Source organism: Pseudomonadota bacterium (assembly GCA_016711215.1).
Classification (GTDB): domain Bacteria; phylum Myxococcota_A; class Polyangia.
In genome coordinates, this window is record JADJTL010000005.1 from 36,508 (window position 1) to 58,994 (window position 22,487).

Here is a 22,487-nt window from a genome sequence, read left to right on the forward strand (position 1 = left end):
GGTAGCCCGATGGCGTCGCTGGATGGGCTGAGCTTCGGGCGCTACCGCGTGCGCTCCCGGCAGGGTCAGGGGGGCATGGGCGAGGTCTATCTCGGCAGCGCCATCGGTCCCGACGGCGTCGAGAAAGCGGTCGCGATCAAGACCATTCGCGCGCTGCATCGGCAGCGCCCCGAGCTGGTCGCGATGTTTCTCGAGGAGGCGAAGGTCTCCTTCCTCCTGACCCACCCCAACATCGTCCAAACCTACGAGCTCGGCACGATCGACGAGCACCACTTCCTGGTGATGGAGTGGGTCGAGGGCCTCACCCTCGAGGCCTTGCTGGACTTCTTTCGCGACGTGCGGCGCCAGCCGCTACCGCCGGCCCTGGCGCTCTACCTCGCGATGCAGGTCGCGCGCGCCCTGGACTACGCGCATGCCTTCATCGACGCGCAGGGGCGTTCCTTGCAGATCGTTCACCGCGACATCAGCCCGAGCAACGTGCTCCTCTCCCGCGACGGACAGGTCAAGGTGACGGACTTCGGGTTGGTCAAGTCGGTGCTCAGCAGGATCGAGACCGAGGTCGGACAGATCAAGGGCAAGGCGGCCTACATGGCCCCTGAGCAGCTCGCCTCGCGCCCCTCGGACGCCCGCACCGATATCTTCGCGCTGGGGCTGATCCTCTACGAGATGCTGAGCGGCGAGCACCCCTTCGGCGAGCGCGGTACCGTCAACGTGCACGCGCGCCTGGCCGGCGTGGCGATTCGCCCGCTGGGGCAGCGCGCGCCCCAGCTCGCCCCCGCGGTGCTCGAGCTCGTCGAGGGCTGCTTGCACACCGATCCCGCCGCGCGCTTCGCCAGCGCCGGTGAGCTGGGGCGGCGGATTGACCGCTGCATGCGCGAGGGTGGCCTCCGCGTCTCGGAATATGAGCTCGCCGAGCTGGTCACGCAGGCAGCGGCCGCGGCGGCGGCCCGGCCCGCGGCGCCGCATCCCTTCGACCTGGCGCTCGGCGCGGAGCTGCAGCGCGTCGGCGGCGGCCTGGGCGGCGCGCCGGCGGCCTTTGCCAGCACGCGCCCGGGAACCGTGAGCGTCGGCGGCCCGGCGCTGAAGGCGGCGCCGACCGCCATATCCGAGCACCGACCACCGACCCACCGCCCACGCTCACGGGCGCTGATCACCGCCGCCGGCCTCGCGCTGCTCGTCGGTGGGGCCTACCTCGCCGCCGGCTTCGGTGCCTCCACCACCCCCGCGCACGAAGCACCCGCAGCGCTGAGCCCTGACCCGCTGCGGCGCGCCAGCGCCCCCACGACGACGCCGCCCGCGCGCGCCCTCGCCGCCGGGCAGCGCCGCGGCGACGCCGGTGCACAGCTTGGCCTGAGCGCTGTCGACGCGGCAGCAGCTCCCACGCTTCATAGGTCCATCCGGACGCGCGCGCAGACGCCGCGCGTCGCGCGTTTGCGCGGCGCCACGACAGCCCTCTCCCCACCCACGGCCAGCGGATCGCTCTCGGTCAACAGCGAGCCCTGGGCCATCGTCTTCGTCGACGGCGTGCGACTGCGCAGCACGCCCCTGCTCGGCCACAGCCTCGCCGTCGGGCCGCACATCGTGCGGTTGGAGAACCCCGCGCGCGGACTGACGGCCACCCGCAGCGTTCTGATTCATCGCGACCAAGAGACGCGCTTGGCCGTCGAGCTGGCGCCATGAGCGACACCAGCGACACCAGCAACACCAGCGACACCAGCGACACCGGCAAAGAGCGGACCCTTGGCGGGCCCGGCGGCGCGGAGGGCTGCGGCGGCACGCTGATCATCAGCGATGGCGGCGGGCATTTGCGACGCCAGGTCGATCAGTATCGCCTCGTCGGCCCCGGGGTCGACCGCTGCATCAGCGCCCCGGCGCTGCGCCTCGGATCGCATCCGAGCAATGACCTGATCCTCGCCGATGCGAGCGTCTCCCGCCTCCACGCGACCATCGAGGCTGGGCCCGCCGGCTACACCCTGCGCGATCTCGACAGCACCAATGGCAGCTGGATCGAGGGCGTCCGCGTGCAGCGCGCCTACCTGCCGCCACGCGCGCTGCTGCGCTTCGGACAATCCACGCTGCACTTCACGCTCACCGGCGAGAAGTCCACCTTGGCCGGCAGCGACCAGGAGGAGTTCCATGGCGTGATCGGTCGCTCGCCGGCGATGCGCGAGCTCTTCGCGGTGCTGGCGCGCGTCGCGCCGACCGACGCCACGATCCTGCTCGAGGGCGAGAGCGGCACGGGCAAGGAGCTGGTGACCTCGGCGATCCACCGCGCCAGCCGGCGCGCCACCGGTCCGCTGGTGGTCTTCGACTGCGCCGCGATGCCGGCGCCGCTGGTCGAGAGCGAGCTCTTCGGCCACGAGCGCGGGGCCTTCACCGGTGCGGCCACCCGCTACCAGGGGCAGGTCCGCGAGGCCGACGGAGGGACGCTCTTTCTCGACGAGATCGGCGAGCTGCCGCGCGAGCTGCAGCCCAAGCTGCTGCGCGTGCTGGAGACGCGGCAGGTGCGACCACTCGGGTCGAACACCACCTACCCCGTCGATCTGCGGCTCGTGGCCGCGACCAACCGCGACCTCGCGCGCGAGGTCAACCGGGGTAACTTCCGCGAGGATCTCTACTACCGGCTGGCGGTGGTGCAGCTCAAGCTCCCCCCCCTGCGCGAGCGCCAGGGCGATCTCCCCCTGCTGGTGCGCCGCTTCGTCCAGCGCGTGCTCGAGAAGGAGCCGGCGCGCGCCAATGAGCTGCTGCGAGGCATTTCGGACGAGCATTGGCGCCAACTCGAGCTGCTGCGCTGGCCCGGCAACGTGCGCGAGCTGCGCAACTTCATCGAGCGCACCCTGATCATCAGCGGTGGACCGACCGGCGCCACGGCCTGGCCCGGGCCGCTGGCTGGCGAGGCCCCGGGGCGGGCGGCCCTCCCGAACGCGCCTGAGGCCACGGACGCCGTGGCACTGGACCGCCCCTTCGCCGAGCTGAAGGCGGAAAAGGTGGCCAGCTTCGAGCGCGCCTATCTGCTGGGCCAGCTCGCACGGCATGACCAAAACGTCTCGGCTGCCGCCCGCGCCGCCGGCCTCGACCGGATGAGCTTCAAGCGCCTCCTCGCAAAATACCGCTGAGGAGCGCTCCCCGCGCACCGCGCCAGGGGACCCCCCTGAGGCGCGTTTCCCTCAGGCAGTGCTGAGACAAACGCGCCTCATCAACGGCTGGCCACGCCCAGCCGCGTCGAAGAATTCACGTCATTGCAAAGAGTTCCACCGTCGGTCGCCCTCGGCACGGGCGCTGCATTAGGTCGGGCTCAGCGGGGCACGCGCGGCACGGCGCCACGCGGCTACACGCGACGCAACACACAACGGAGGAGAAGAAGCCATGAACCGCACGCTGAGTCTGTTTGCCATGCTGGCCACCATCGGCTCCGGCGCCGTCGCCTGCGGCGCCATCGACGAAGGCGCCGATGCCTACCGCAACGCCGTCCCGACCGCCGCGGCGCTCTCGGTCGACCTTCCCGGCGGCCGCACCGAGGACGCCTCCGGACAAACGAGCCAGGCCCTGACGGCGGAGCGCGCCGAACTCTACAACCTGACCTATGCCATTTCCCGCGAGGTCAACGGCTGGGTTCGGACCGGCCTGCAGATCGTCGAGGCTATCGTCGCCTTTCCGCCGACGACCTTCGAGGCGGGACGCGCCGTCTGGGGTCCCTTCACGCCGGCGCTCGAGCCGCTGACCTGGCAGCTCGAGGTGAAGAAGACCGGGGACGGCGAGGCCTATGCCTACGACCTCTCCGCTCGCCGGAAGGACGATCTCGCGGGTGACTTCCGCACGGTACTCGCCGGAAGTTCGACCAAGGGTGAGCGCCTCACGTTCAGCGGCTACCGCGGCGCGTACACGCTCTACCTGAGCGAGCTCCACGCGCTCGAGCCCGCGCTCCACCCCGGCCTCGGCACGATGGTGGCGACCTACGATACGACCGGCGACGAGCGCAGCATCGTGATGACGATGAAGGACTTCTCCGACGGGGACGAAGCGGCCAAGGACGGCGCCTACCGCTATCTCGAGCGGGCCGACGGCTCCGGCGAGTTTCGCATCGAGGGCCGCACTGATCTCGAGGAGAACGGTTCCGCCGAGGAGGACTTGATCGTCAGCTCGGCCTGGAATGCGCAGGGCGCGGGGCGCGGCGACGCGCACTTCAGCGGCGGCGACCTGGCGCCGGAGCTGACCGTCTCGGCGACCGAATGCTGGGATACGTCGTTCGCTCGGGTCTTCTACCAGGACAGCGTGCAGGCGGTGCCCGTCGAGGGCGAGGCCGCGAGCTGCGTCTTCGAGGCCGCCCTCGCCGAGACGACGGCGCGCTGAATCGGACGTGCACCCAGCAGCTCGCGATTGACCGCGATTAGGCCTAAGATCGCCGCCCATGGGCGACCGTGATCGGCGATGAATTTCCTTCCCGGCCACCGCTCCACTGCTGCGCCCACCACTACGCCCCTCCTCATGCTCGGCCTGCTGGCAGCGACTCTCGTCGGGGCCTGCAGGGAGCGGCCGACGCTGCTGCTGGAGCTCGCGCCCTCGGGCATCGATCCCGCGGCCGTCGATGGCCAACTCACCCTCGGCGTGATCGAGCTGGCGACGGGGCGCCTCCTCGGCGAAGCGACGCTGCCGACCCACGCGCTCTCCGACCAGCGGCGCCTCTTCGAGGGCCTCAGCCTGGTCGACGGGCACAGCTACCGCCTGCGCGTCGACGTCCACTTCGCCGAGGCGAGCTGCACCAGCGAGCAACCCGAGCTCCATCGCCGCGCCCTCGGGCTCAGCCCCAGCTTCGTCTACACCGCCGACCTCCAGGCCGTGGAGGTCTATCTCGGCTGTGCCGACGGCACGCGGGCGGGTGGCAACCCCGAGCTGCGCGTCTACCACACGGCAACCTGGGTCCCCGAGGGCGGGCTGCAGGGCCGCGTGCTGCTCGTTGGCGGCGTCACGCCCTCCCTCACCGCCCTCGAGCTCGAAACCCCCGGGGAGACCAAGGCCCTGAGGACGATCGAGTCCTTCGACCCCGTCTCTGGTCAATTCACCCCCCTGCAGGTCGAGCTCAGCAGCGCGCGCTTCCTGCAGCAGGCCGCCCTGCTCGACAGTGGCGACGTCCTGCTGAGCGGCGGCTTCGCGCCGGCGCAGGTCGGCGACGCCACCATCTTCGTCGCCGTCAAGACGGTCGAGCGCCTGCGCGACGGGCGAATCGCAGCGCTTCCGGACCTGCACGAGGGGCGCGGCGCCCACGGCCAGCTCCTGCTGCCTTCCGGCCAGGTCGCCGTCTTCGGCGGAATCGGCAGCGAGGGAGCCCCCTTGCTCTCCGTCGAGCGCTTCGACCCGCGGGGCGCCGACAGCTCGAGCTCCCTATCGCTCGATTGGCCCGCGCTGCTGCCGACGGTGGTCGACTTCGGCGACGGCCGCCACGTGCTGGTCGCCGGCGGCGCCGGCCCGGAGGATCGCGACATCACCGGCCAGGTCTTCTGCTTCGCCGCGCCATGCGACTGCGGCGATCCACCCTGCGCGCGCGCCCTCGCCGGCTTCGGCGCCGGTCAGAGCCGTTTCGGCGCCCCCGGTGTGCGCGTCCCCTGCGCCGGCGGCAAGGGCGGCGCAATCTACCTGGTGGGGGGCGGCAGGGAGGATCCCGAGACCAAGGTCGATACGATGTACAACGACATCTACTGCCTGGACACGAAGGGCCCCGAGCGCCTCGCGCGCGTCGGCGAGCTTCATCGCCGCCGTTCCGGCCACAGCGCCACGCTCGTCGCGGGGCCAGCGGGACCGCGGCTCTTCGTGGCAGGTGGCGGCGGAGAGCTCCCCGACACGCCGAGCACGGCCGAGCTCGTGCCGGTGGACTGCGCCTGCGGCACGATCGCCAGCGACGCGATCAAGCTCATCACCCTGCGCGGTGCGCGTTTCGGACATACGGCCACGCTCCTCCCCGATGGCACGGTGCTGCTGGTCGGCAGCCTGCTCGGCGCCGCGGCGGAGCGCTTCAGCCCCGACTCATGAGCGCGCGTCACCACAGCACCGACGCGCCAGAGGGCGACCGGCGCGCCGGCCCCGCGGTCGGGGCCCCACGCGGTCGGCGCAGGGCAACGCTGGGAGCCCTCACGCTGGCCGCGCTTGGCCTCACCCTGAGCGCCTGCGCGACACCCGCCGCGCCATCCAAGGATCGAAGCGTCCTGGTGCGCGTGGTGACCTATCCCCGCGCCCGCTCCACGGCCCAGGCGCTCGCGCGGCATGCCTACCTCCGCCTGCAGACCCAGGAGGCAGGGGTCGCCCTGCGCGCGCAGGCGCTCACCGAGACGACGCGCCAGACCCCCGCCTCGGAGGCCCGCGCCCAGGCGCTCACGGCGCTGCAGCGCGCGCGCGACGAGTACCGCAAGCTCCGCTTTCACCAGGCGCTGGAAACGCTCGCGGGGCCACTCGCCCTGCTCCCCACCCTCGCCGTGGCGCCCGACGATCATCGCTTGCTCGCGGCGTTGTTGCTCCGCGGCGCGCTCTGCGAATTGGCGCTCTCGCGCGCCGAGGCAGCGCGAGCGTCGATCGCCAAGGCGATCCACCTCGGCTTCGAGCAGGCCACGGCCGGCGAATACTCGCCCGAGGTCGAGGCAGTGATCGACGAGGTGCGGCAGGCGCTGGCCCGCGGCAAGCCACGCCGACTGCGCGCGACCACGCGTCCCGCCGGTGCGGTGATCGCGATCGACGGCAAGCGACTGGGTCCGACGCCGCTCAAGCTGGAGCTGCTTCCGGGGCCGCATCTCGTGCGCGCCGAGCACCACGGCTTCTACCCCAAGACCGCGTGGTGGACAGTGCGGCCCGCCGCCGCCGGCGAGGCGCAGCAGCGCGCGCTGATCCTGGCGCCGCTCGCACCGGCCGACGCGGCCAGGGCGCTGCTCGCCGAGCTGGACGCGCGCCGGGATCGCAGCGCGGACGATCCAAGCGCCGACCCTGCCCTGCTGGCCAGCGTCCTCGGCCCAGCGCGCGCCGTGATCACGCGCACAGGCTCAGCGCCCGCGCTGAACGCGCGGCTGCTGTGGACCGGCACCCCCGAGGCTGCACCCGCCATCCGCGCGTGCAGCGGCGCCAACGCCACGGCGCTGGCCGCCTGCCTCGGGCCGGAGCTCTACGCGCTCGCCAGCGGCCAACAGCTGCCGGCGCAGCGGCGGAGCCACGCCGGCGCTCGGCCCTTCTATCGCCGCTGGTGGTTTTGGGCACTCGTGGCCGCGGGCGCGGGCGGCGCCACCGCTGGCATCTGGCTCGGCGCGCGCGACCCCAGCGGCGTCAATCTCGACTTCCGCCCCGCGCGTTGAGCGGCGCGCCGGCTTCGCGCGCGCGGCGCCGCAAATGCGCCAGCGTCAGCGCCGGCAGCAGGCCGAAGAGCTCGGCAACGAGGGCCGCGGCGACCAGCGCGATGGCGACACCCGCCGCCCCCAGACCGCCGTAGATGCCATGCAGATAGGCGGCGGAGGCAATGAGCAGGGCGATCACGAGCGCGCAAATCCCAAGCTCGATGAGCGCGCCGACCTGAGCCCAACGCCGCCCTGCCCTTCCCCCGCGGAGCAGCCCGACCGCCGTCAGCAGCGCCACGGCTGCGGCGCCCACGGCTCCGCCCTGAATCCAAGGCGAGCGCGCTGGCAAGAGCACGAAGACCAGGACGACGTAGGCCGCAGCCAGCAGCAGGTGCCCGCCGGCGTGGATCAAATCCAAGATGGATCGCTGCGGCCCGCGCTCGTCGGCCGCCAGAGGGCTCGCGTGAGGTGTTGGAGTCATCATCGAAGCTCGCGGTCGCGCTGCCCGGCCGCGCTGCCTACGCTGTCATCAACGGTGTCGTCGACGTCGAACCAAGGCCTGCAGAGGACATTAAAAAAGCCGGCCTCTTCGTGAGGCCGGCTTATCATGGCAGCGTCGGGTGGGTGTCGTCTATGCGAAGCCCGGTCGACGCTTTATTCCCTTTATTCCCTACGGCCTATTCTCCACTCCCCCCAGACCCTCCTCGCCTGGCTCCCGAAGGCACCAGGGGAGAGCCACCCGGCTGCGGCGGGGACCCTGCCCCCCCACACGCTCGTTCCGACCCCTCCGGCCACGCCGCCCCGAACCAACCACCCTCGACACCAGAGAGGCCACCGACCCCGTCCCTACCACGCCGCCCCGGACCCGAGCAGTGGCCGCCGCGGCAGCCAGGTATCGCCTTTCTAATGCAACGGCTATGCCGAGGCCGATCGCCCCATCGACGAGGTCACAGGAGCGCGCTCGGCCTCGGGCCGGCCCGAGGATGGCCTGCCCGCCTAGGCCCTCGCCCTTTGGCCTAAGCACCTGGCATTCTTTGGCGATCTTCATCAGCCGAGCCAGGGCGCGACGCTGCCTCGCGAGGCGCCGGCGGCAATGGGGGGCGAGCGCGCCGCGCCGGCGCTGGCCACGGCAACCCTCCCACCTCTCCGACTTCAGCTTACGTCGATGATTATCGGCGGCCGTCGCGCAAGCCGGAGGGTCCATCGTCCCCGCCACGGAGCGCGAGGCCAAGGCGCCGCCTGAGCAAGAGATGCTCTTCTGATTGGGCGAAGCGCAGGAGATCCGCGAAGATCTCCGCGCGCCCTTCGCTACGGGCTGCGCTCGCCGCAGGGGACGCGATGGGATCACCGTCCAAGCGCCGTAAGACCGAGACCGCGGCAACGAGCGAGCGGCAGGCCAGCAGACCCGCGCGATTCGCGCCGGCCTCCGCGAGATCCCGCAGCGCGAGCACGTCGAGACCGCCGCCCGCGCACTCCAGCACCTGCGGGAGCAGTCGCTCGCGCAAGCGGCGCGAAACCCAGCGGCCGAGCCGCGCCGACCAGCGCTCGACCTCCCGGTCGATCGGACCGATCGCCGCGCCGTTGACGCCATGGAGCTGCAGGATCGCGAGCAGCAGCTGTCGCAGCTTGAGGTCGGAGAGCTTGTCGAGCGGCGTTAGGGCGTGGCGCAGACCCCAAAGAGCGCGCCCGACGATGAACGCCATCTCCGCTGGGGTGGCGTCTTGCAGCCAGGCCGAGCCGACCAGCACGGCTGGAGGGTCGCCCGGGTCCAGCGCGAGCAACCGCGGTCGGTGGCCGACGACATAGAGCTCAAAGGTCTCGACGCCCCATTCGCGCGCCAGACGATCCGCCGCCACCCGCCAGGGGTGACGGACATCCGTCAGCCGGTCCCGCAGGCTCAGCCCATGCTCGGCCACGCCGCTCGCGACCAGACGGCTGATCGGCTGACGCAGGGCGGCGAGCACCTCGAGGAGCGCGCGCGGCAACCCGGTCGGCAAGAGCAGCGTCTGGGCCTCGTCCTCGAAGATCGCGCGGCTGGTCGGCGCCCCGCCCTCGCCTGGATGCTCGCGCAGGAACGCCCCTTCGTCGCGGTCAGCCTGCCCGAGCGCGCTCAGCGCCTGCGCGGCGCACCAGCAGCCGTCCGGCAGCTCGAGCCAGGCGCAGATGCGAAAGATCGCATGCAGCGCGAAGGGCTCAGCCGCATCGACCGCAAGCCGCGAGCGCATCAGCTTCAGCGCGCGATCGAGATACAATGAGGGATCGGCCTGCTGGGGCCAACGCCGACCAAAGGACACCAACGCCTCGAGCGCCTCGAGATCGGCCGGGGCGAGGCCCACCGCCCGCTGCAAGAGCTTACCCGCGCGCGTCACCTCAGCCCCGTTCTCTTCGCAATGGCGGGCCATCTGCAGCAGTTCCCGCAGCCCCTGGCGCAGGTCCGCCTCGCTGTCGACGAGCTGCGCCGTCAGGTCCAGGGCGGCTTCGAGCTGCCCGCGCTGACGGGCGCACTGGGCGAGACCGCGGATCGCTTCGCGATGCGTGGGATCGAGCCTGACAGCCTCCTCGTACGCTAGGGCGGCGCGCTGCGGGTTGCCGAGGCGCTGGAGGGTCAGCTCGCCGAGACGCACCAGCAACGCGATGCGGCCGCCACGGCTACGTTCGAGCTCGGCGGCGGTAGCGACCGCAGCCGCCGCCTCGGGCCAGCGCTGCTGCTGCTCACAGAGGTCGGCGAGCGCCCACAAGGCGTCCCCGTCATGTGGGCAGAGTTCGAGGGCGAAACGTGCGTGCCGCTCGGCGCGCGGCAGGTCCCGGAGCTGCTCACGCGCGACGCGAAAGACCAGGCGATGCCAGGCGAGGCGGCGGTCGGCGCTCGGCTCGCGCGCGATCCAGGACTCGACCGCCTGGACCAGTTCGGCCCACTGGCCGGCCGCGACCAAGACCTGCGTCAAGCAGTCCTTCGCCGCCGGATCGTCCGGCTCGAGATCCGTCAGCCGCGAGAGGTGCGCCACCGCCTCGGCTGGGCGCGCGAGCTGGCAAGCGGCGAGCTCGGCGGCCAGCCAATGCGCAGCGTGTCGGTGCTCGGGGACGCGCGCCAGCCGCAGCTCGGCCTGCACCGCCTCGAAGGCCTCCGCCCAGCGGCCTGCATTCAGCGCAGCCTGGCGCTGTTGATAGACATGGCCGAGGAAGAGCGCCCGCTCGCTGGGCTGCGGCGGGCCACCAGCGCCCTCGGCAGGCGCGCGCACGAGATCGGCGAGCAGCGCGCCAGCGGCGAGCTCGCGAGGATCCGCGCTGAGGCGCGACCACTCCTGGCAGAGCGCGGCGACACGCTGGCGATCGCGCGCGCTCCACGCCGCGGCAAGGAGCTGCAGCAGCGCGTTCTGCATCCCCCAGCTCCCGCTGACCGCGATCACGCGCCCGAAGGCGCTCTGCGCGGTGGGCAGCGCGACCAGCCCGCCCTCCTTGCCGACCCCATCACCCGCGACGCGCGCGGAGCGATCCCTGCTCGCGCGGCGATCGCGCGCGAGCATGCCGCCAAAGACCAACCAATAGGCGGCGGCGTCCTCACCCGCGACGCGCTGGGCCTCTCGCCCGAGCGCGCGCAGACGGTCGTGATCGCGCTTACCGACAGCGGATCGCGCCGCCTCAGGCGCGGCGAGGGCGACCCTCTCGGCGGCCCGTAAACCCGCACTAGTGTCCGCCGCGCTGTCCCCGACGCCGTCCAACGCGCTGCGACCCCGCTCGCACCAAACCGCGGCCCAGGGGCCCGCCTGGAGCAGCCGCGAGGCGAGCGCCGCTCGAGCCTCTGGTACCGCGGCGAGGCGGGGGTCGAAGGCCAGGAGCACCAGCCCCGGAGCCGCATCGACGCCGAGCTGCGCGAGCAGGCGCCCTAGGGTGCTCGGCGGCAGGACGGCCGGGCCGGCGGCCGCCGCGCAGCAGCGCCACCAACCAGCCAGCCCCGCCCGGCCGAGCGCTGGGTCCTCCGCCAGGCGCGCATAGACCGACGCAGCAGCGCCAAGGTCGTCGAAGGAGCGCTCGAGCAGCGCCGCCAGGCGCAGCGTCTGAGCCTGCGCGTCCCAGCCGCACGCACCATCGCGTGCCGCGCTGACCCGACGGAGGTAGCTCGCGAAATGGGACCAGTCGCCGTGGCTGGCCTCGACCAACGCCCGCGGTAGGCCCGCCCATCCGCCAACGGCAAGCGAGGGCGCGGCCGACGCCTCCCAAGAGGCGACGCGCTCGCTCACCGTTGGAGCGGGCTGCGCGAGCGAGGACGGAGCGACGCCGACGCGCAGGAGGCGGACCGCCGCCGCGCCCGTCGCGCGCTCCTCGCCACGATCCCTCGCCGCTCGCTGATAGCAGCGCAAGGCCTGCGCCGGCAGCGCGAGCGGGCCGTCGTAGACCTCGGCGGTCGCCAGCCAGAGGCGGGCCGCATCCTCGCGCTCCGGCGCCGACTCGGCCGCGGTCTCCAGCGCGGTGGCGATGCGCTCATGCTGACCACCGGACTGCCCATGCCGCCGCAGCCAGCTCGCCGCCATCCGGCAGCCCGGATCACCCACGATGGCCGCCGCGAGGCGCTGCGTCGCGGCGATCCCCTGCCCTGGAAGGGTCTCCAGCAGGCCTGCGGCGTGCAGGTGGAGCGCTGCCGCGCGCGCGCCCGTCTCGGTGGCGGCGAAGCCATCGAGCGCCGCGGCCGCCCGCGTCGCCGTCGGATGTTGGGCCGCCAGGCGTTGAAGTCCACGCCGCGCACCGGCGTGCGACGAATCGCTCTGCAGCGCCTCGTCATAGAGCGCCGCGGCGGTCGCCCCGTCGCCTTCGAGGGTCTCGGCCGCCCACGCTGCATCGGCAAAGAGCTGAGCGCGCTCGCCGAACGCCCTCGTCCGCCGTGCCTGCTGCAGCGTCAGCTCCCTGACGCCAGCGCCGCCGCCCGCTGCCCAAGCGAGCTCGATCGCGCGCTCGAGCGTCAGGGCATCGTCCCCCTCAGCGCGCGGGCCACGCACCGCCGCAGCCTCGCCGGAGGCCCCGAGGGGCGCGCTTCCCGTCAGCCCGGCGACCCGCTCCCGCAGCGCATCCGCCCGCGCCTGCTGCCCGCCGCGCAGGGCCACGCGCAAGGCGCCGAGCGCCGCCGCCGCCGCCGTCACTCCGCGCGCCGCTTGGTCGTAGGCGAGCGCCGCGGCCCCAAGATCGCCGCTGGCCTCGTGCAGGCGGCCGACGATCAAGGCGAGGGAGGCTCGCACCTCGCTCTCCGCCCGCGTCCCCAGCAAGACCGCCTTCAAGGCCTCGATCAGCGGCTGCAACGCGCCCCCGGCGGCGGCCACGTCGAGCGCCAGCAAGCGCTGATCCCAGCCGTCGCCGCCGTCAGGCAGCGCCTGGGCGAGCTCGGCCAGCGGCGCCCCGGCCGCGAGCAGCAGCTCGGCCCGCAATAGCGCCACCGCGGCGCGATCTCGCACCCGAGTGGTCAGGGCCAGCGCGCTCAGCACCTCCGCGGCGGCCGGCAGATCATGCTGACGCAGGGACTCGCACCAGAGGCCCACCAGCGCCCCCGCGTCCCGCGCGTGCTGCACGCCGGCCTCGCGAAAGAGCTCGACGGCGGTGCTGCTCTCGCCGAGTTGCCGCGCGGCGTGGGCGGCAAGCAGCTGCAGATCCGCCGCGAGCTGGGGCGTCGGGGCGACGCGCGCCTCACCCGGCAGCACGTCGAGCAGCCAACTCCACGCCGCGGTCGAAGGCGGCGCAGAGGGCTCGCGTCCCGACGGAAGGCTCAGCCGCTCGATCTCGGCCACCGTCAGCTCGTCGGCCAGCGGGGTCGGCTCGACCCGCCAGCCCTCGGGCACCTCGAGCTCGTCCTCGACGCCCGCGAGCGCACCCGCGAACTCCGGCGCGAACTGCACGGCCTCGGGCAGCACCTCTCCCGTCGACACCATCGTCAGCGGCCCCAGCTCCAGCAGCTCGGCGTTGGACCAGGATGAGCCCATCGCCCCGGCCTGGGGCGGATCCGAGGGCGCATCCGCGGCCTGCGCCAAGGGCGTGTCCGTAGGCCGCGGTGACGTCGCGTCAGCAAGCCCCCCGGACATGGCGCCATGGTCGCGCGCCGCCAGCACCGCCAGCGCCGTCAGCGCGGCCGGCTCGCGATCCGATCTCCATGATTCGCCGCTTGGGCCGCTCCAGGCCTCCCGCGCCGCCAGCGCGGCAGCGCGCGCCGGCGCGCCCGCGCCAGCGTCGGAAGCGCCGCTTCCCAGCAAGACCCCCAGGGCCGCTCCCATGCGCTCCTCGAGCTGGATTTCCTCCGGGCTGAAGAGCACGGTGGACGCACCCGAGGTCACGGATCCCGCGCCTGCGCTCCCCTCCGCATGGCCGCCGGCTGCGCTGCTCATCGTTCCCTCACCACAGCTCGTTCGCTCGCCTCGGCAAATACGTCATGCTGCCCGTCGCCTCACGCTCACGATCGCTCTCCTTCACGACAGGCGACCAGCGCCGAGCAGCTTGGCCCTCAGCTCGAGCAGCTCGCTGCTCACCGAGAAGGTCAGCAAGCCGAGGCGCCGCGCTCGCTCCGAGCGATCGTGCTCGGAGGCGCTCTCCGGCAGGGTGCCGAGACCAGCGCCGGCCGCGCTCGGCCGCTCCGTCGCGAGCTGCACCAGCGCCTCTCCAAGCTCGCCGCCGAGGACGAGGCCGCAACGATCGACCGTCGTCTCTACCGCCTGTCGCCAGTGCTCGAAGCTTCCGCCGCGCTGGAGCACGTGCTGCACGGCCAGCGGCAGCGCACGTCGGGTGCGCCGCCCGAGTCGCTTGCGCAAAATCCGCGCGGCCGCGGCCACGCGTTCTCGCGCCAAGCCGAAGCCCGTACCGGCCTCGACGCCATAGATGATCGCCGCCATCGCCAAGCGCAGCTCCTCAGGCGTCAGGCTGGCAAAGGCAGTCGCCTGCTCGCGGAGCAGCCCGAGCCAGCGGCCGACGCGACAGCGCTGCTGCGGCGTGTCGTTGGCCAACAGCGCCTCGCCGAGCACCAGCAGCGGCGCCGTGCCGTGCAACGCGAGGACCCGATCGCCGGCCTGCGCGCTGACCCGCAGCGCTCCGACCTCGACGCCGAGGGACGCGGCGGCCTGCGCCACAAAGCGCGTCAGCGGCAGCGCGTCCGCCGCGTGCAGCGGAGTCAACCGGCCGCAGGCGAGCTGCGCCGCGTCGTGGGGCAGGTGCTCCGGAAAGAGTACCGGCAGCGCCGGTACCAACAAACGCCAGAGCTCGCCATAGGCCCCGCGACCTGCCGCCGGCTGCAGCTGCGACCAATCTGCGGGCTCGAGTCGACCGATCAGCAGCGCAGCGCCGCCCCTCCGCTCCGAGCCAACCAGGCAGGCGCGCTCCGCCTCGGTGGCGGCGCCGAGGACCTCGAGCGCGGCCGCGGCCGCCTGCTGCAGCGGGAGGTCCTCCAGCCGCAGCGCCAGCTCGAAGAGCGCGCGGTACGCCTCGGGACGCGCGGGATCGTGGCGGATCAGCTCGCGCAGCCGCTCGGCGAAGGTCGCGGCCCAGGTGCCGAAGAAAACCCAACTGGGAGCATCCGTATTCGGCGCAGCGCTATTGAGCGCCTCGGGCAGCAGGTGATGCACCTGGGCCAGCAGCGAGGTGCTGGTCGGGTCGAGTTCGAGGGCGCGCATGAGGTCCTCGATCGCGCGCGCGGGCTCCCCCAACGCCTGGGCACGCAGCTGACTCAGGCGCCCAAGGGCCTCGGCCTGAACCCGTGGCGCGGCGGCGCTGTGGTCGATCAGCCGCACCAGCGTCTCGGCGGCCTGCCGCGGTTCCCCTTGCTCGCGGTAAAGCCGCGCCAGGCGCTCGAGCAAGGTGACATTGTCGGGGTCGAGCTGCAGTTCTTCGCGACAGAGGACCGCCGCCTCCGCGCCACGGCCGGCGCGCACCAGCAACTCAATCAGTCGCAGCAGCGCCGCTGGGCGTTGCTCGCCTGCCCCGTCCAACTCGAGCACGCGCTGATAGCAACTGACGGCGCGGGCCAGGTCGCCAGCCTCGTCTGCTAGCGCGGCGAGGCGCTGCCAGGCTTCCGCGTGCTCGGCATCGAGCGCGAGGACGCGCAGCAGATCGCGCGCGGCCCCTCGCGGGTCAGAGAGCTGCTGCGCGCGCAGGCGGGCCCGTTCGAGCAAGAGGGCGAGGCGCTGCGCGGGCGCGAGCGTCAGGCCCAGCCGCAGCGTCAGCGCGTCGTCGAGCTGCGCGAGCTCGCCGGCTGCCTTGCAGAGCCCCGTGAGGTGCTCGATCAGCGGCACATCAGTCGGCGTCTCCGCGAGTAGCGCGCGGTAGGTCGCGATCGCGGCGGACATCAGACCCGCGCGCTCAAAGCCGGCGCCGGCTCGACGCAGCGCATCCTGCCGCGCGGGCGCCTGACGCATCAGGCGCGCCAGACGCAGCCACAGCCGCGCTTCGGGCTCGTGCTCCCCGGCGCTGGCCAACAGGCGCTGCACGGTCAGCAGCGCGGGCAGGTGATCGGGCTGTTCGCGCAACAAGGCGCACGCCGCTTCGAGCGCCGCGACCGGCTGACCCGCGAGCTCGTGGGCCAGACTAAGACTGAGCCGAAGCTGAGGTCGATGTCGCTCGTGCAGCCGCGCGGCGAGTTGCCCAAGCAACGCAGCCCCCTGCGCGGCAGAGGTACGTCGATCCCCCAGCCGCTCGAGCAGCCCGGCAGCACCCTCGTCCTCCGTCGTCTCGCCACTGGCCGCATTGGCCTGCGCTTCGGCGGGCGCACGGGCCGGCGCTTCAGCCGGCGCATTGTCCGGCGCATTGTCCGGCGCATTGTCCGGCGCATTGTCCGGCGCATTGTCCGGCGCATTGTCCGCAGCGCCGGGATCGATGGCTCGCCCCAAGCGGGTCGCGCGCCTGCGCAGCGCCTTGGCCAGGACCGGGTCGTCGCAGCGATCGCCCAGGGCGTGAAGCAGGGCGCTGAGGCGGCCAGGATCGCGGCGCTGGCCCGCAGCAAGCAGCGCACCCCAGAGCTCTGGCAACGCCGCCCCCGCCTCCGGCAACGCGGGCGCCGGCCGTGGCTCCTGCGGCGGCGCGCCTGGCGTCGAGCCTGCGAGCGTCTCCGCCCCCGGCGCCGCACCCCACCACGCGGCCTCAGCGCGCCAGAGCGCCCGCTCCGACTCCGTCGAGGCGGTCTCGGCTAGCGTGCTGAGCGCCGCGGCGGCCTCGGCTCCTGCCCCACGTGCCAGGCGGAGCCGCGCGAGCGCGCTCGTCGCCGCGCGCCAGGTCGCGCTGCCGCCGGGCGCCAAGCGCGCCGCCTGTAGGAAATGCCCTTCTGCCGCTTCCGCGGCCCCGGCCTGCTCGCAGGCCTCGCCGGCCAGGACGGTGCGCCGCGCCGCGACCTGCGGATCGCCGATCAGTGAGAGCTCGCAGCCCAAGCTCTCGGCCCAACGCTCGTGGCGGCCAGCGGCGCGCTGCGCCCGCTGAAGCGCGCGCAGCGCGTGTCGGTCCCGCGGCGCTTCGCGCAGCAACTGACCGAGCTGCGCGGCGGCGCGCGCGGGCTGGCCGAGGGGTCCGGCGTAGAGCGCGGCCAGCGTCTCACGGGCCATCGCGCGCTGCCCGGCGTCGCCAGCAACTTCGGCCGCGCGCTCCCAGCGGAGCGCCAGTGCCGCGTATTGCCCGCTGGCACGCAGCAAGGCATCCGCAGCGAGCAACGCGTAGGGCTGCGTCGGATCGGCGTCCAACACCTCGCCAAAGCGATCGGCCGCGCGCCGCGCATCGGCGAGTGGGCCCGCGGCGAGCCACGCCCGGTGCAAGAGGTGCCCCTCACGCTCGCGCGGCGTGCTCGCGCCGGCCGCCAGCGCGACGAGCAGCGCGTCAGCCCCTTCCCACTCGCCGCAGCGCTCGCTCAGCGCGAGCCTGCGCGCCGTCAGGCCGTGATCGCCACGGCGCAGCGGCGCCAGCCGATCGAGCGCGTCGAGTGCACGCCGCGGATCCGCCAGCGGCCCGGCCGCCAGGTCGGCGATCTTCTCGAGCCCAGCGGCCACGCGGTCCGCGCTCGCGCCGGCGAGTTGCTGCTCCCAAAGCTCGACCAGCGGCACGTGGCGTCCGCTGACCAAGAGCAGCTCGGCGAGCAGGTCCTGCGCCGCCTCCGCCCCGGGGTCGAGCTCGAGCGCGGCATGACAGAGCTCGACGGCCTGCTCTGGGCTCGCCGCGTGCAAATAGGCCACGAGGGCGGCGCGCGTCAGGATCGCGGCGCGTGTGATCCGATCGGTGGGCCGCGCGAGCGCGGCCGCGCGCTCCTCGGCCAGCGCCAGCTCGACCAACTGCGACCAGCGTCCGGCGCCAATCGCCTCGCGCTCGGCCTCCACCAGCACGCTCAACTCGAGCGGCTCGAGCTCCCGCGCGCGCTGCAACGCGGACTGCGCCGCGGCCCCCGCACCCACGCGCCGCTGCGCATGCGCCAGCTCGAGCCAGCTCGCAGCCAACGAGCGCGCCTCGCCAAGGGCACCCTCGCCGCAGGATAAGCGCTGCTCGAGCAGCTCAACGACCTGCCGCCAATCGCCCTGTCGCCGCGCGAAGCCCAGGCAGGCCTCGGCGACCACGGGATCGCCGGGCAGCAGTGAGCGCGCCTCCCCCAGGAGTGCGCCCGCCTGGGCGGTGTCGGCGAGGGTGAGCTCACAGAGCTGCGCCGCTTGCACCAGGCAGCAAGCTGCCTCTGCGCTGGCCGCCGCGCGATCGCTGCCTTCGTCAGGCAGCGGCTCTTGCTGCAGGGCCGCGGCGACCGCCCTCAGCGCGCGCACCTGCTCGTGCTGCAGCCCCGCCTGCGCGGCGATCGCCTCGCGCTCATAGAGCAGCGGCAAGCGCTGCTCCAGCAGGCTGCTCGCGCGCTCGAGCAGGACGAGCGCCTCGCCGGCCCCTTCCGGTCCCTCCTCGCGCCGCAGCGCCGCCAGCCGCCGCAGCGCCGCGGCCCGGGCCTCGCGGTCGGTCGCCGCGCTCGCCACCGCCCGACACGCCTCCTCGATCCAGGACCTCTCGCCCTGAGCCACACCCAGCTGTTCGAGCGCCAGCGCCGGCGCGATCCAGCGCTGGTCGCTCGCGGTCCAGGCGGCGCGCAGCGCGCCTGCCGCCGCCGCCGGCTGGGCAAGTTGCTCAGCGAGCAGCCACCCCTTATGAAAGAACAGCTCCGCGCGCTGCTGGCCGTCGGTCTCGTAACGGATCCGCTCGTCGATCAAGACGAGCAACTCCGGCCAACGGCGCGACGCCGTTAGCGTGCGCCAAAGCGCCCAGAAGGGCGGTCGAAGGCTCGGATCGGCATCCAGCGCACTGCGCCAGGCCAACTCCCCGGCCGTCGCTGTCGGCGCGGGCGACAAACCGGCCGCGGACGTGGGAGCTGCGCGCGTCCCGCGCTCACTCGCGCCGCTCGCATCCCAGTCCAAGAGCGCCAGACGCTCACCGCGCTCGTAGTCGATCAGCGCGCGTCGTCCCGGCGCACCGCTGGCGGCGGCACGCTCGCGCTCCACGTACTGCAGCAGGCTCTCTGGGTCGCTGGCGCCGCCCCCGCTCGCCGCGGCAGCGACGCCATAGCGCCAGGGCGTCGGCTCGCTCGGCGTGTCGGCCTCGACGCCGAGAAGCTCGAGCGTCGGGCTGTCAAGCCCGTCGTCGTCGTCTGCTTGTTCTTGTGGCGTCAGTGCAGGCACCGCGGCGCCCGCTGCTGGTAAGCCCGCGGGCTCACGCGCGCTGAGCTGGTAATCGAACGGGGCCGCGTCTGCCATCGGTCGTCTCCGCAGCGCCGCGCCGGCCGCCCCGCCGACCTCCCCCGCCCCACGCCGCGCCCACGAACACCGCGCCCGTTTCTAGCACAGCCCGCCCCCCGCGACGCGGGCGAATTCGCTCCCGCCCCATGGGCGTCGCTCGCTGCGGCCACGCCTCGCGGACGCGCCAACCTGCGCTGGCGCGTCCCAAGTTGCCAGCGCTAGCCGGCCGCCGGCTCCCAGGTGCCATCATCGCCGCAGATGCTGTTGCGGGCAGTGTCGGGATCCGTCGGCGTGAAGACCTTCATGATCGCACCGACCGCGCCGCCCTTGGCGCTGCCGGTCAGCGTACAGGTCCCGATCAGTCCGGTGCCTGGACACTCGAGCTCGCCGGCTGCCCAGCTACCACCCCAGCTCTCGGCGCAGCCGCCCTTCACTGCTGTCAGGTTGCTCGCGGGGATGCCGTAGTAGGCGATGCAGAACTTCCCGTTGCCGTCATTGCGCGTGCAGGTGCCCTGGGTATTGTCGATTCCGGCGTCAGCCATCGTGGTGGCGTCACTGCCCACCACCCCACGGTCGCTGACCCGCACGCCGCTATCCGGCGGCAAGCGGTCGCCATCGTCATCCGAGTCACTGCACGCCGCGGAGAAGAGCAGCCCTCCTGCGAAGATCGTCGCCAGAGCCATTACCGGAAGCCATATTTTCGTTGTCAACTGATCCTCCTTCGCTGCAGCGAGCAGCGCGCCTGATAGCGCGCTGCGGGTTCCCTACGCGAAGCGCGCTCCAGAGGCCTCCAGGGCTGCCTCCGAGACCAACGCCTTCGCCGATAGATGCCACGCATCTTCACCCCCAGCGTGGAAGCGATGCAACACTTTCAGCCGCCGCCCGGCGCGGGGCCCACGACGTAGTCGAGAATGGCGAAGAAGTGGAAGGCGCTGCCGGCGATCACCCATAGATGCCAGAGCGCGTGCATGTACCTGACGCGAGTCCAGACGTAGAAGATCGTCCCCAGCGTGTAGGCAGCACCGCCGCTGAAGAGCAGCCAAAGCCCCTTGCTGGCCAGGTTCGCCACCAAGGGCCGCAGGGCGAGCAGCATGATCCACCCCATGGCGACGTAGACCACCGCAGAGACCCAGCGCGGTCGGAGCACCCAACAGGCCTCCAGCGCGATGCCCAGGGCTGCGAGGCCCCAGATCGTGCCGAAAATGATCCAGCCCCAGCGTCCGCGCAGCGTAATCAGGGTGAAGGGCGTGTAGGTCCCGGCGATCAGGAGGTAGACCCCCATGTGATCGAGGAGCTTGAGCACGCGCTTCGCGCTGGGCCGCTCAATCGCGTGATAGAGCGTCGAGGCCAAGTAGAGCAGCACCAGCGTCAGGCCGTAGACCGCCGTGCTCAGGACCTGCAGCCTACCCCCGTGGCGCGCCGCCCGACCGACGACGACGATCAGGCCGACGATCGCCAGCGCGGTACCGATGCCATGGGTGAGGCTCGCCGCGAGCTCCTCACCGCGGGTGTAACTGTGAGCTCGTTGCCCGCTGGCCACCACGCTCTCGGTCGGTGAAACGCGCTGCTTCATGATCACGCCGTCGCGGGGCCGGCTGCTACTTGCTGCGCCCCGCGGCGATGAAGGAAGCGGCGTCCTGCCCATAGGCGGCGCTCCACAGCCCGGCGAAGAAGTGCCGCGCGTTGCGCCCGAGCACGCGATTGTCGTAGCCGCCCTCCTGCACCACCAGCGTCGGCAGGTCGAGCTTGCCGACGGCCGCGCCGTTCTCGAGGAAATCCTTCGCCAGCAGGCTCCAGGTCCCGGTTGGATCGTTCTTCGCCGTGTCGAGGCCCAGCGCGACCACCAGGGTCGTCGGCTTATGCCGCCGGATGCGGTGCAGCGCCTGCGCCAACACCTCTTGATAGCGGCTCGGCGTGATCGTCTCCGGCAAGGGGAAGTTGATGTTCGAGCCCAGGCCCGCGCCCGTGCCGCGCTCCTCCTCGAAGCCCGAGAAGAAAGGGTAGGCAAAGCGCGGATGGCCATGAATCGAGATCGTGAGCACGTCGCTCCGCTCGTAGAAGATGTCCTGATGCCCGTTGCCGTGGTGGTAGTCGAGGTCCAAGATCGCCACCTTGCCGAGCGCGCTGAGGTGGTGCGCGGCGATCGCCGCCGAGTTGAAGTAGCAGAACCCGCCAAACGAGCGCCGCTCCGCATGGTGACCGGGCGGTCGCACCAGCGCATAGGCGATGCGTGCGCCGTCGACGATGCTGCTCGCGGCGGTCAGCGCGCAGTCGACCGCGCGCTTGGCCGCGACGAAGGCGTTTTGGTTGATCGGGGTGAAGGTGTCGATGCAGTAGTAACCCGCGCGGTAAGGCAGCTCCTTCGGCGGCCGCGTGGCGTTGCGGATCGGGAAGACGTAGGGGTAGATCGACCCGCCCGGCTTGAGGTTCGCGCAGGCCTTGCGCAGGTAATCGATCAGGGCGGGGTCGTGGATCGCGCGGATGTGGCGCTCCGAGAAGTGCCGCGGCGCCACCCGCCGGAAGAGATCGGTGCGCTCGAGCTCCTTGAGGATACTGCGGATGCGCACCGGCGACTGGACGTAGCCGCGATCGTGGACGTGGTGGATCGCGTGTTGGTCGGTGACCACCAGCACGATTCTCTTATCGGCGGGCACGACCTCGCGGCGCACCGGCTCGGGCTCCTTGCGCACGTAGCGCGGCGCGCGGATCCGCACCGGATCGTCCTTGATCGAAGCGACCACCTTATCGATATAGCCGGGCGGGCAGCGCGCCCCATACTTGCGCTCGAGGATCGCCCGCACGATGGTGCGGGCCGTCTCCGCGCGCAGCCGCTTGGCGGAGCCCAGCGGGTCGAAGACCAGGTAGGGCGGATTGTCGTCCTCCGGGCGCAGCGGCGTCTCGTAGAGCGTCCCAGTGATCGGACGTGCCCCGTAGCCCTCGTAGAAGCGCAGGCGGGCGACGTTCTGCTTCAGGATCTCGGGCGCCCGGCTCAACGCCGGATCATCCGGCAGGCACTCGAAGAAGAGGCCGACGGAGCGCAGGCTGGCGGCCTCCTGCCGTACCCGCTGATAGAGCGCGCCGCCGATGCCAGCGCCGGTGATGCCCTTCTTGCTGGCGATGTAGTCGAGGTAGCAGAAGTCGAGATCGGGCGCGTGGTTGATCAGGGCAAAGCCCCGCACCTCGCGCCGCGGCCCCTCCGCAACGAAGAGCAGCGAGCGAAGACGGTACTTGATCGGATCGCGGAGCTGGTCGGGAAGCTTCTTGACATCCGTCTCACGCAGCGCCGGAAACTGGCCGCGCAGGATGTCCTGCACGTGCGCGATCGCCGCACGGCTGCTGGGGATGTCGTCGTGGGAGAGCAGGCGGATGCGGAACATAGCAACCCCCGAGCGTCGGTGTTGAGCCGCGCAGCCTAGCGCAATCGCGCCAGCCCGACGAATCAGCCCAATGATTCAGCCCAACCCGCCCCTCCGCCGCC

Annotated in this window: 11 protein-coding genes; 5 read left to right on the plus strand and 6 right to left on the minus strand. The window is 72.5% G+C overall.

The features are described from left to right. Positions 1 to 9 precede the first annotated feature (9 nt). The 5 genes from IPL40_13330 to IPL40_13350 all read left to right on the plus strand — a co-directional run bounded on the left by IPL40_13330 (position 10) and on the right by IPL40_13350 (position 7,328). Positions 10 to 1,680, plus strand: coding sequence for a protein kinase (locus tag IPL40_13330; GenBank protein ID MBK8482127.1), 1,671 nt, complete (start codon positions 10 to 12; stop codon positions 1,678 to 1,680). Next, on the plus strand, positions 1,677 to 3,116 hold the full coding sequence (locus tag IPL40_13335) for a sigma 54-dependent Fis family transcriptional regulator (protein MBK8482128.1): 1,440 nt from the start codon (positions 1,677 to 1,679) through the stop codon (positions 3,114 to 3,116). Before IPL40_13330 ends, IPL40_13335 begins: the two co-directional genes overlap by 4 nt. 250 nt (positions 3,117 to 3,366) lie before the next feature. Continuing rightward, positions 3,367 to 4,350: a hypothetical protein gene (locus IPL40_13340; protein MBK8482129.1), complete on the plus strand. Its 984-nt coding sequence runs from the start codon at positions 3,367 to 3,369 to the stop codon at positions 4,348 to 4,350. Between the two features lie 78 nt (positions 4,351 to 4,428). After that, the gene (locus tag IPL40_13345; protein ID MBK8482130.1) at positions 4,429 to 6,024 is read left to right on the plus strand and encodes a hypothetical protein; all 1,596 of its coding nucleotides are present in this window, start codon (positions 4,429 to 4,431) and stop codon (positions 6,022 to 6,024) included. Then, positions 6,021 to 7,328 carry a PEGA domain-containing protein gene (locus IPL40_13350; protein MBK8482131.1) on the plus strand — a complete coding sequence of 436 codons (1,308 nt, stop codon included), beginning with the start codon at positions 6,021 to 6,023 and terminating at the stop codon, positions 7,326 to 7,328. Before IPL40_13345 ends, IPL40_13350 begins: the two co-directional genes overlap by 4 nt. On the opposite strand, the gene IPL40_13355 is transcribed toward IPL40_13350, so the two are convergent. The 6 genes from IPL40_13355 to IPL40_13380 form a co-directional block, all read right to left on the minus strand. Beyond that, positions 7,300 to 7,725, minus strand: coding sequence for a hypothetical protein (locus tag IPL40_13355; GenBank protein ID MBK8482132.1), 426 nt, complete (start codon positions 7,723 to 7,725; stop codon positions 7,300 to 7,302). The genes IPL40_13350 and IPL40_13355 overlap by 29 nt on opposite strands. Before the next feature lie 751 nt (positions 7,726 to 8,476). Then, positions 8,477 to 13,669 carry a hypothetical protein gene (locus IPL40_13360; protein MBK8482133.1) on the minus strand — a complete coding sequence of 1,731 codons (5,193 nt, stop codon included), beginning with the start codon at positions 13,667 to 13,669 and terminating at the stop codon, positions 8,477 to 8,479. Positions 13,670 to 13,750: 81 nt separating this feature from the next. Continuing rightward, positions 13,751 to 19,027, minus strand: a complete 5,277-nt coding sequence (locus IPL40_13365; protein MBK8482134.1) for a tetratricopeptide repeat protein — start codon at positions 19,025 to 19,027, stop codon at positions 13,751 to 13,753. 200 nt (positions 19,028 to 19,227) lie between these two features. Continuing rightward, positions 19,228 to 19,719: a hypothetical protein gene (locus IPL40_13370; protein ID MBK8482135.1), complete on the minus strand. Its 492-nt coding sequence runs from the start codon at positions 19,717 to 19,719 to the stop codon at positions 19,228 to 19,230. Positions 19,720 to 19,880: 161 nt separating this feature from the next. Continuing rightward, complete coding sequence (locus tag IPL40_13375) at positions 19,881 to 20,582, minus strand: hemolysin III family protein (protein ID MBK8482136.1); 702 nt, start codon at positions 20,580 to 20,582, stop codon at positions 19,881 to 19,883. A 25-nt stretch (positions 20,583 to 20,607) separates the two neighbouring features. Next, positions 20,608 to 22,386 (minus strand): histone deacetylase family protein, encoded by a 1,779-nt coding sequence (locus IPL40_13380; protein ID MBK8482137.1) that lies wholly within the window; start codon positions 22,384 to 22,386, stop codon positions 20,608 to 20,610. Between the last annotated feature and the right edge of the window lie 101 nt (positions 22,387 to 22,487).

Coding starts and splice junctions, on each gene's coding strand:
- IPL40_13335 (MBK8482128.1), top strand. CDS start 1,677: ATGAGCGACACCAGCGACACCAGCAACACCAGCGACACCAGCGACACC.
- IPL40_13360 (MBK8482133.1), bottom strand. CDS start 13,669: ATGAGCAGCGCAGCCGGCGGCCATGCGGAGGGGAGCGCAGGCGCGGGA.
- IPL40_13345 (MBK8482130.1), top strand. CDS start 4,429: ATGAATTTCCTTCCCGGCCACCGCTCCACTGCTGCGCCCACCACTACG.
- IPL40_13365 (MBK8482134.1), bottom strand. CDS start 19,027: ATGGCAGACGCGGCCCCGTTCGATTACCAGCTCAGCGCGCGTGAGCCC.
- IPL40_13380 (MBK8482137.1), bottom strand. CDS start 22,386: ATGTTCCGCATCCGCCTGCTCTCCCACGACGACATCCCCAGCAGCCGT.
- IPL40_13350 (MBK8482131.1), top strand. CDS start 6,021: ATGAGCGCGCGTCACCACAGCACCGACGCGCCAGAGGGCGACCGGCGC.
- IPL40_13340 (MBK8482129.1), top strand. CDS start 3,367: ATGAACCGCACGCTGAGTCTGTTTGCCATGCTGGCCACCATCGGCTCC.
- IPL40_13375 (MBK8482136.1), bottom strand. CDS start 20,582: ATGAAGCAGCGCGTTTCACCGACCGAGAGCGTGGTGGCCAGCGGGCAA.
- IPL40_13330 (MBK8482127.1), top strand. CDS start 10: ATGGCGTCGCTGGATGGGCTGAGCTTCGGGCGCTACCGCGTGCGCTCC.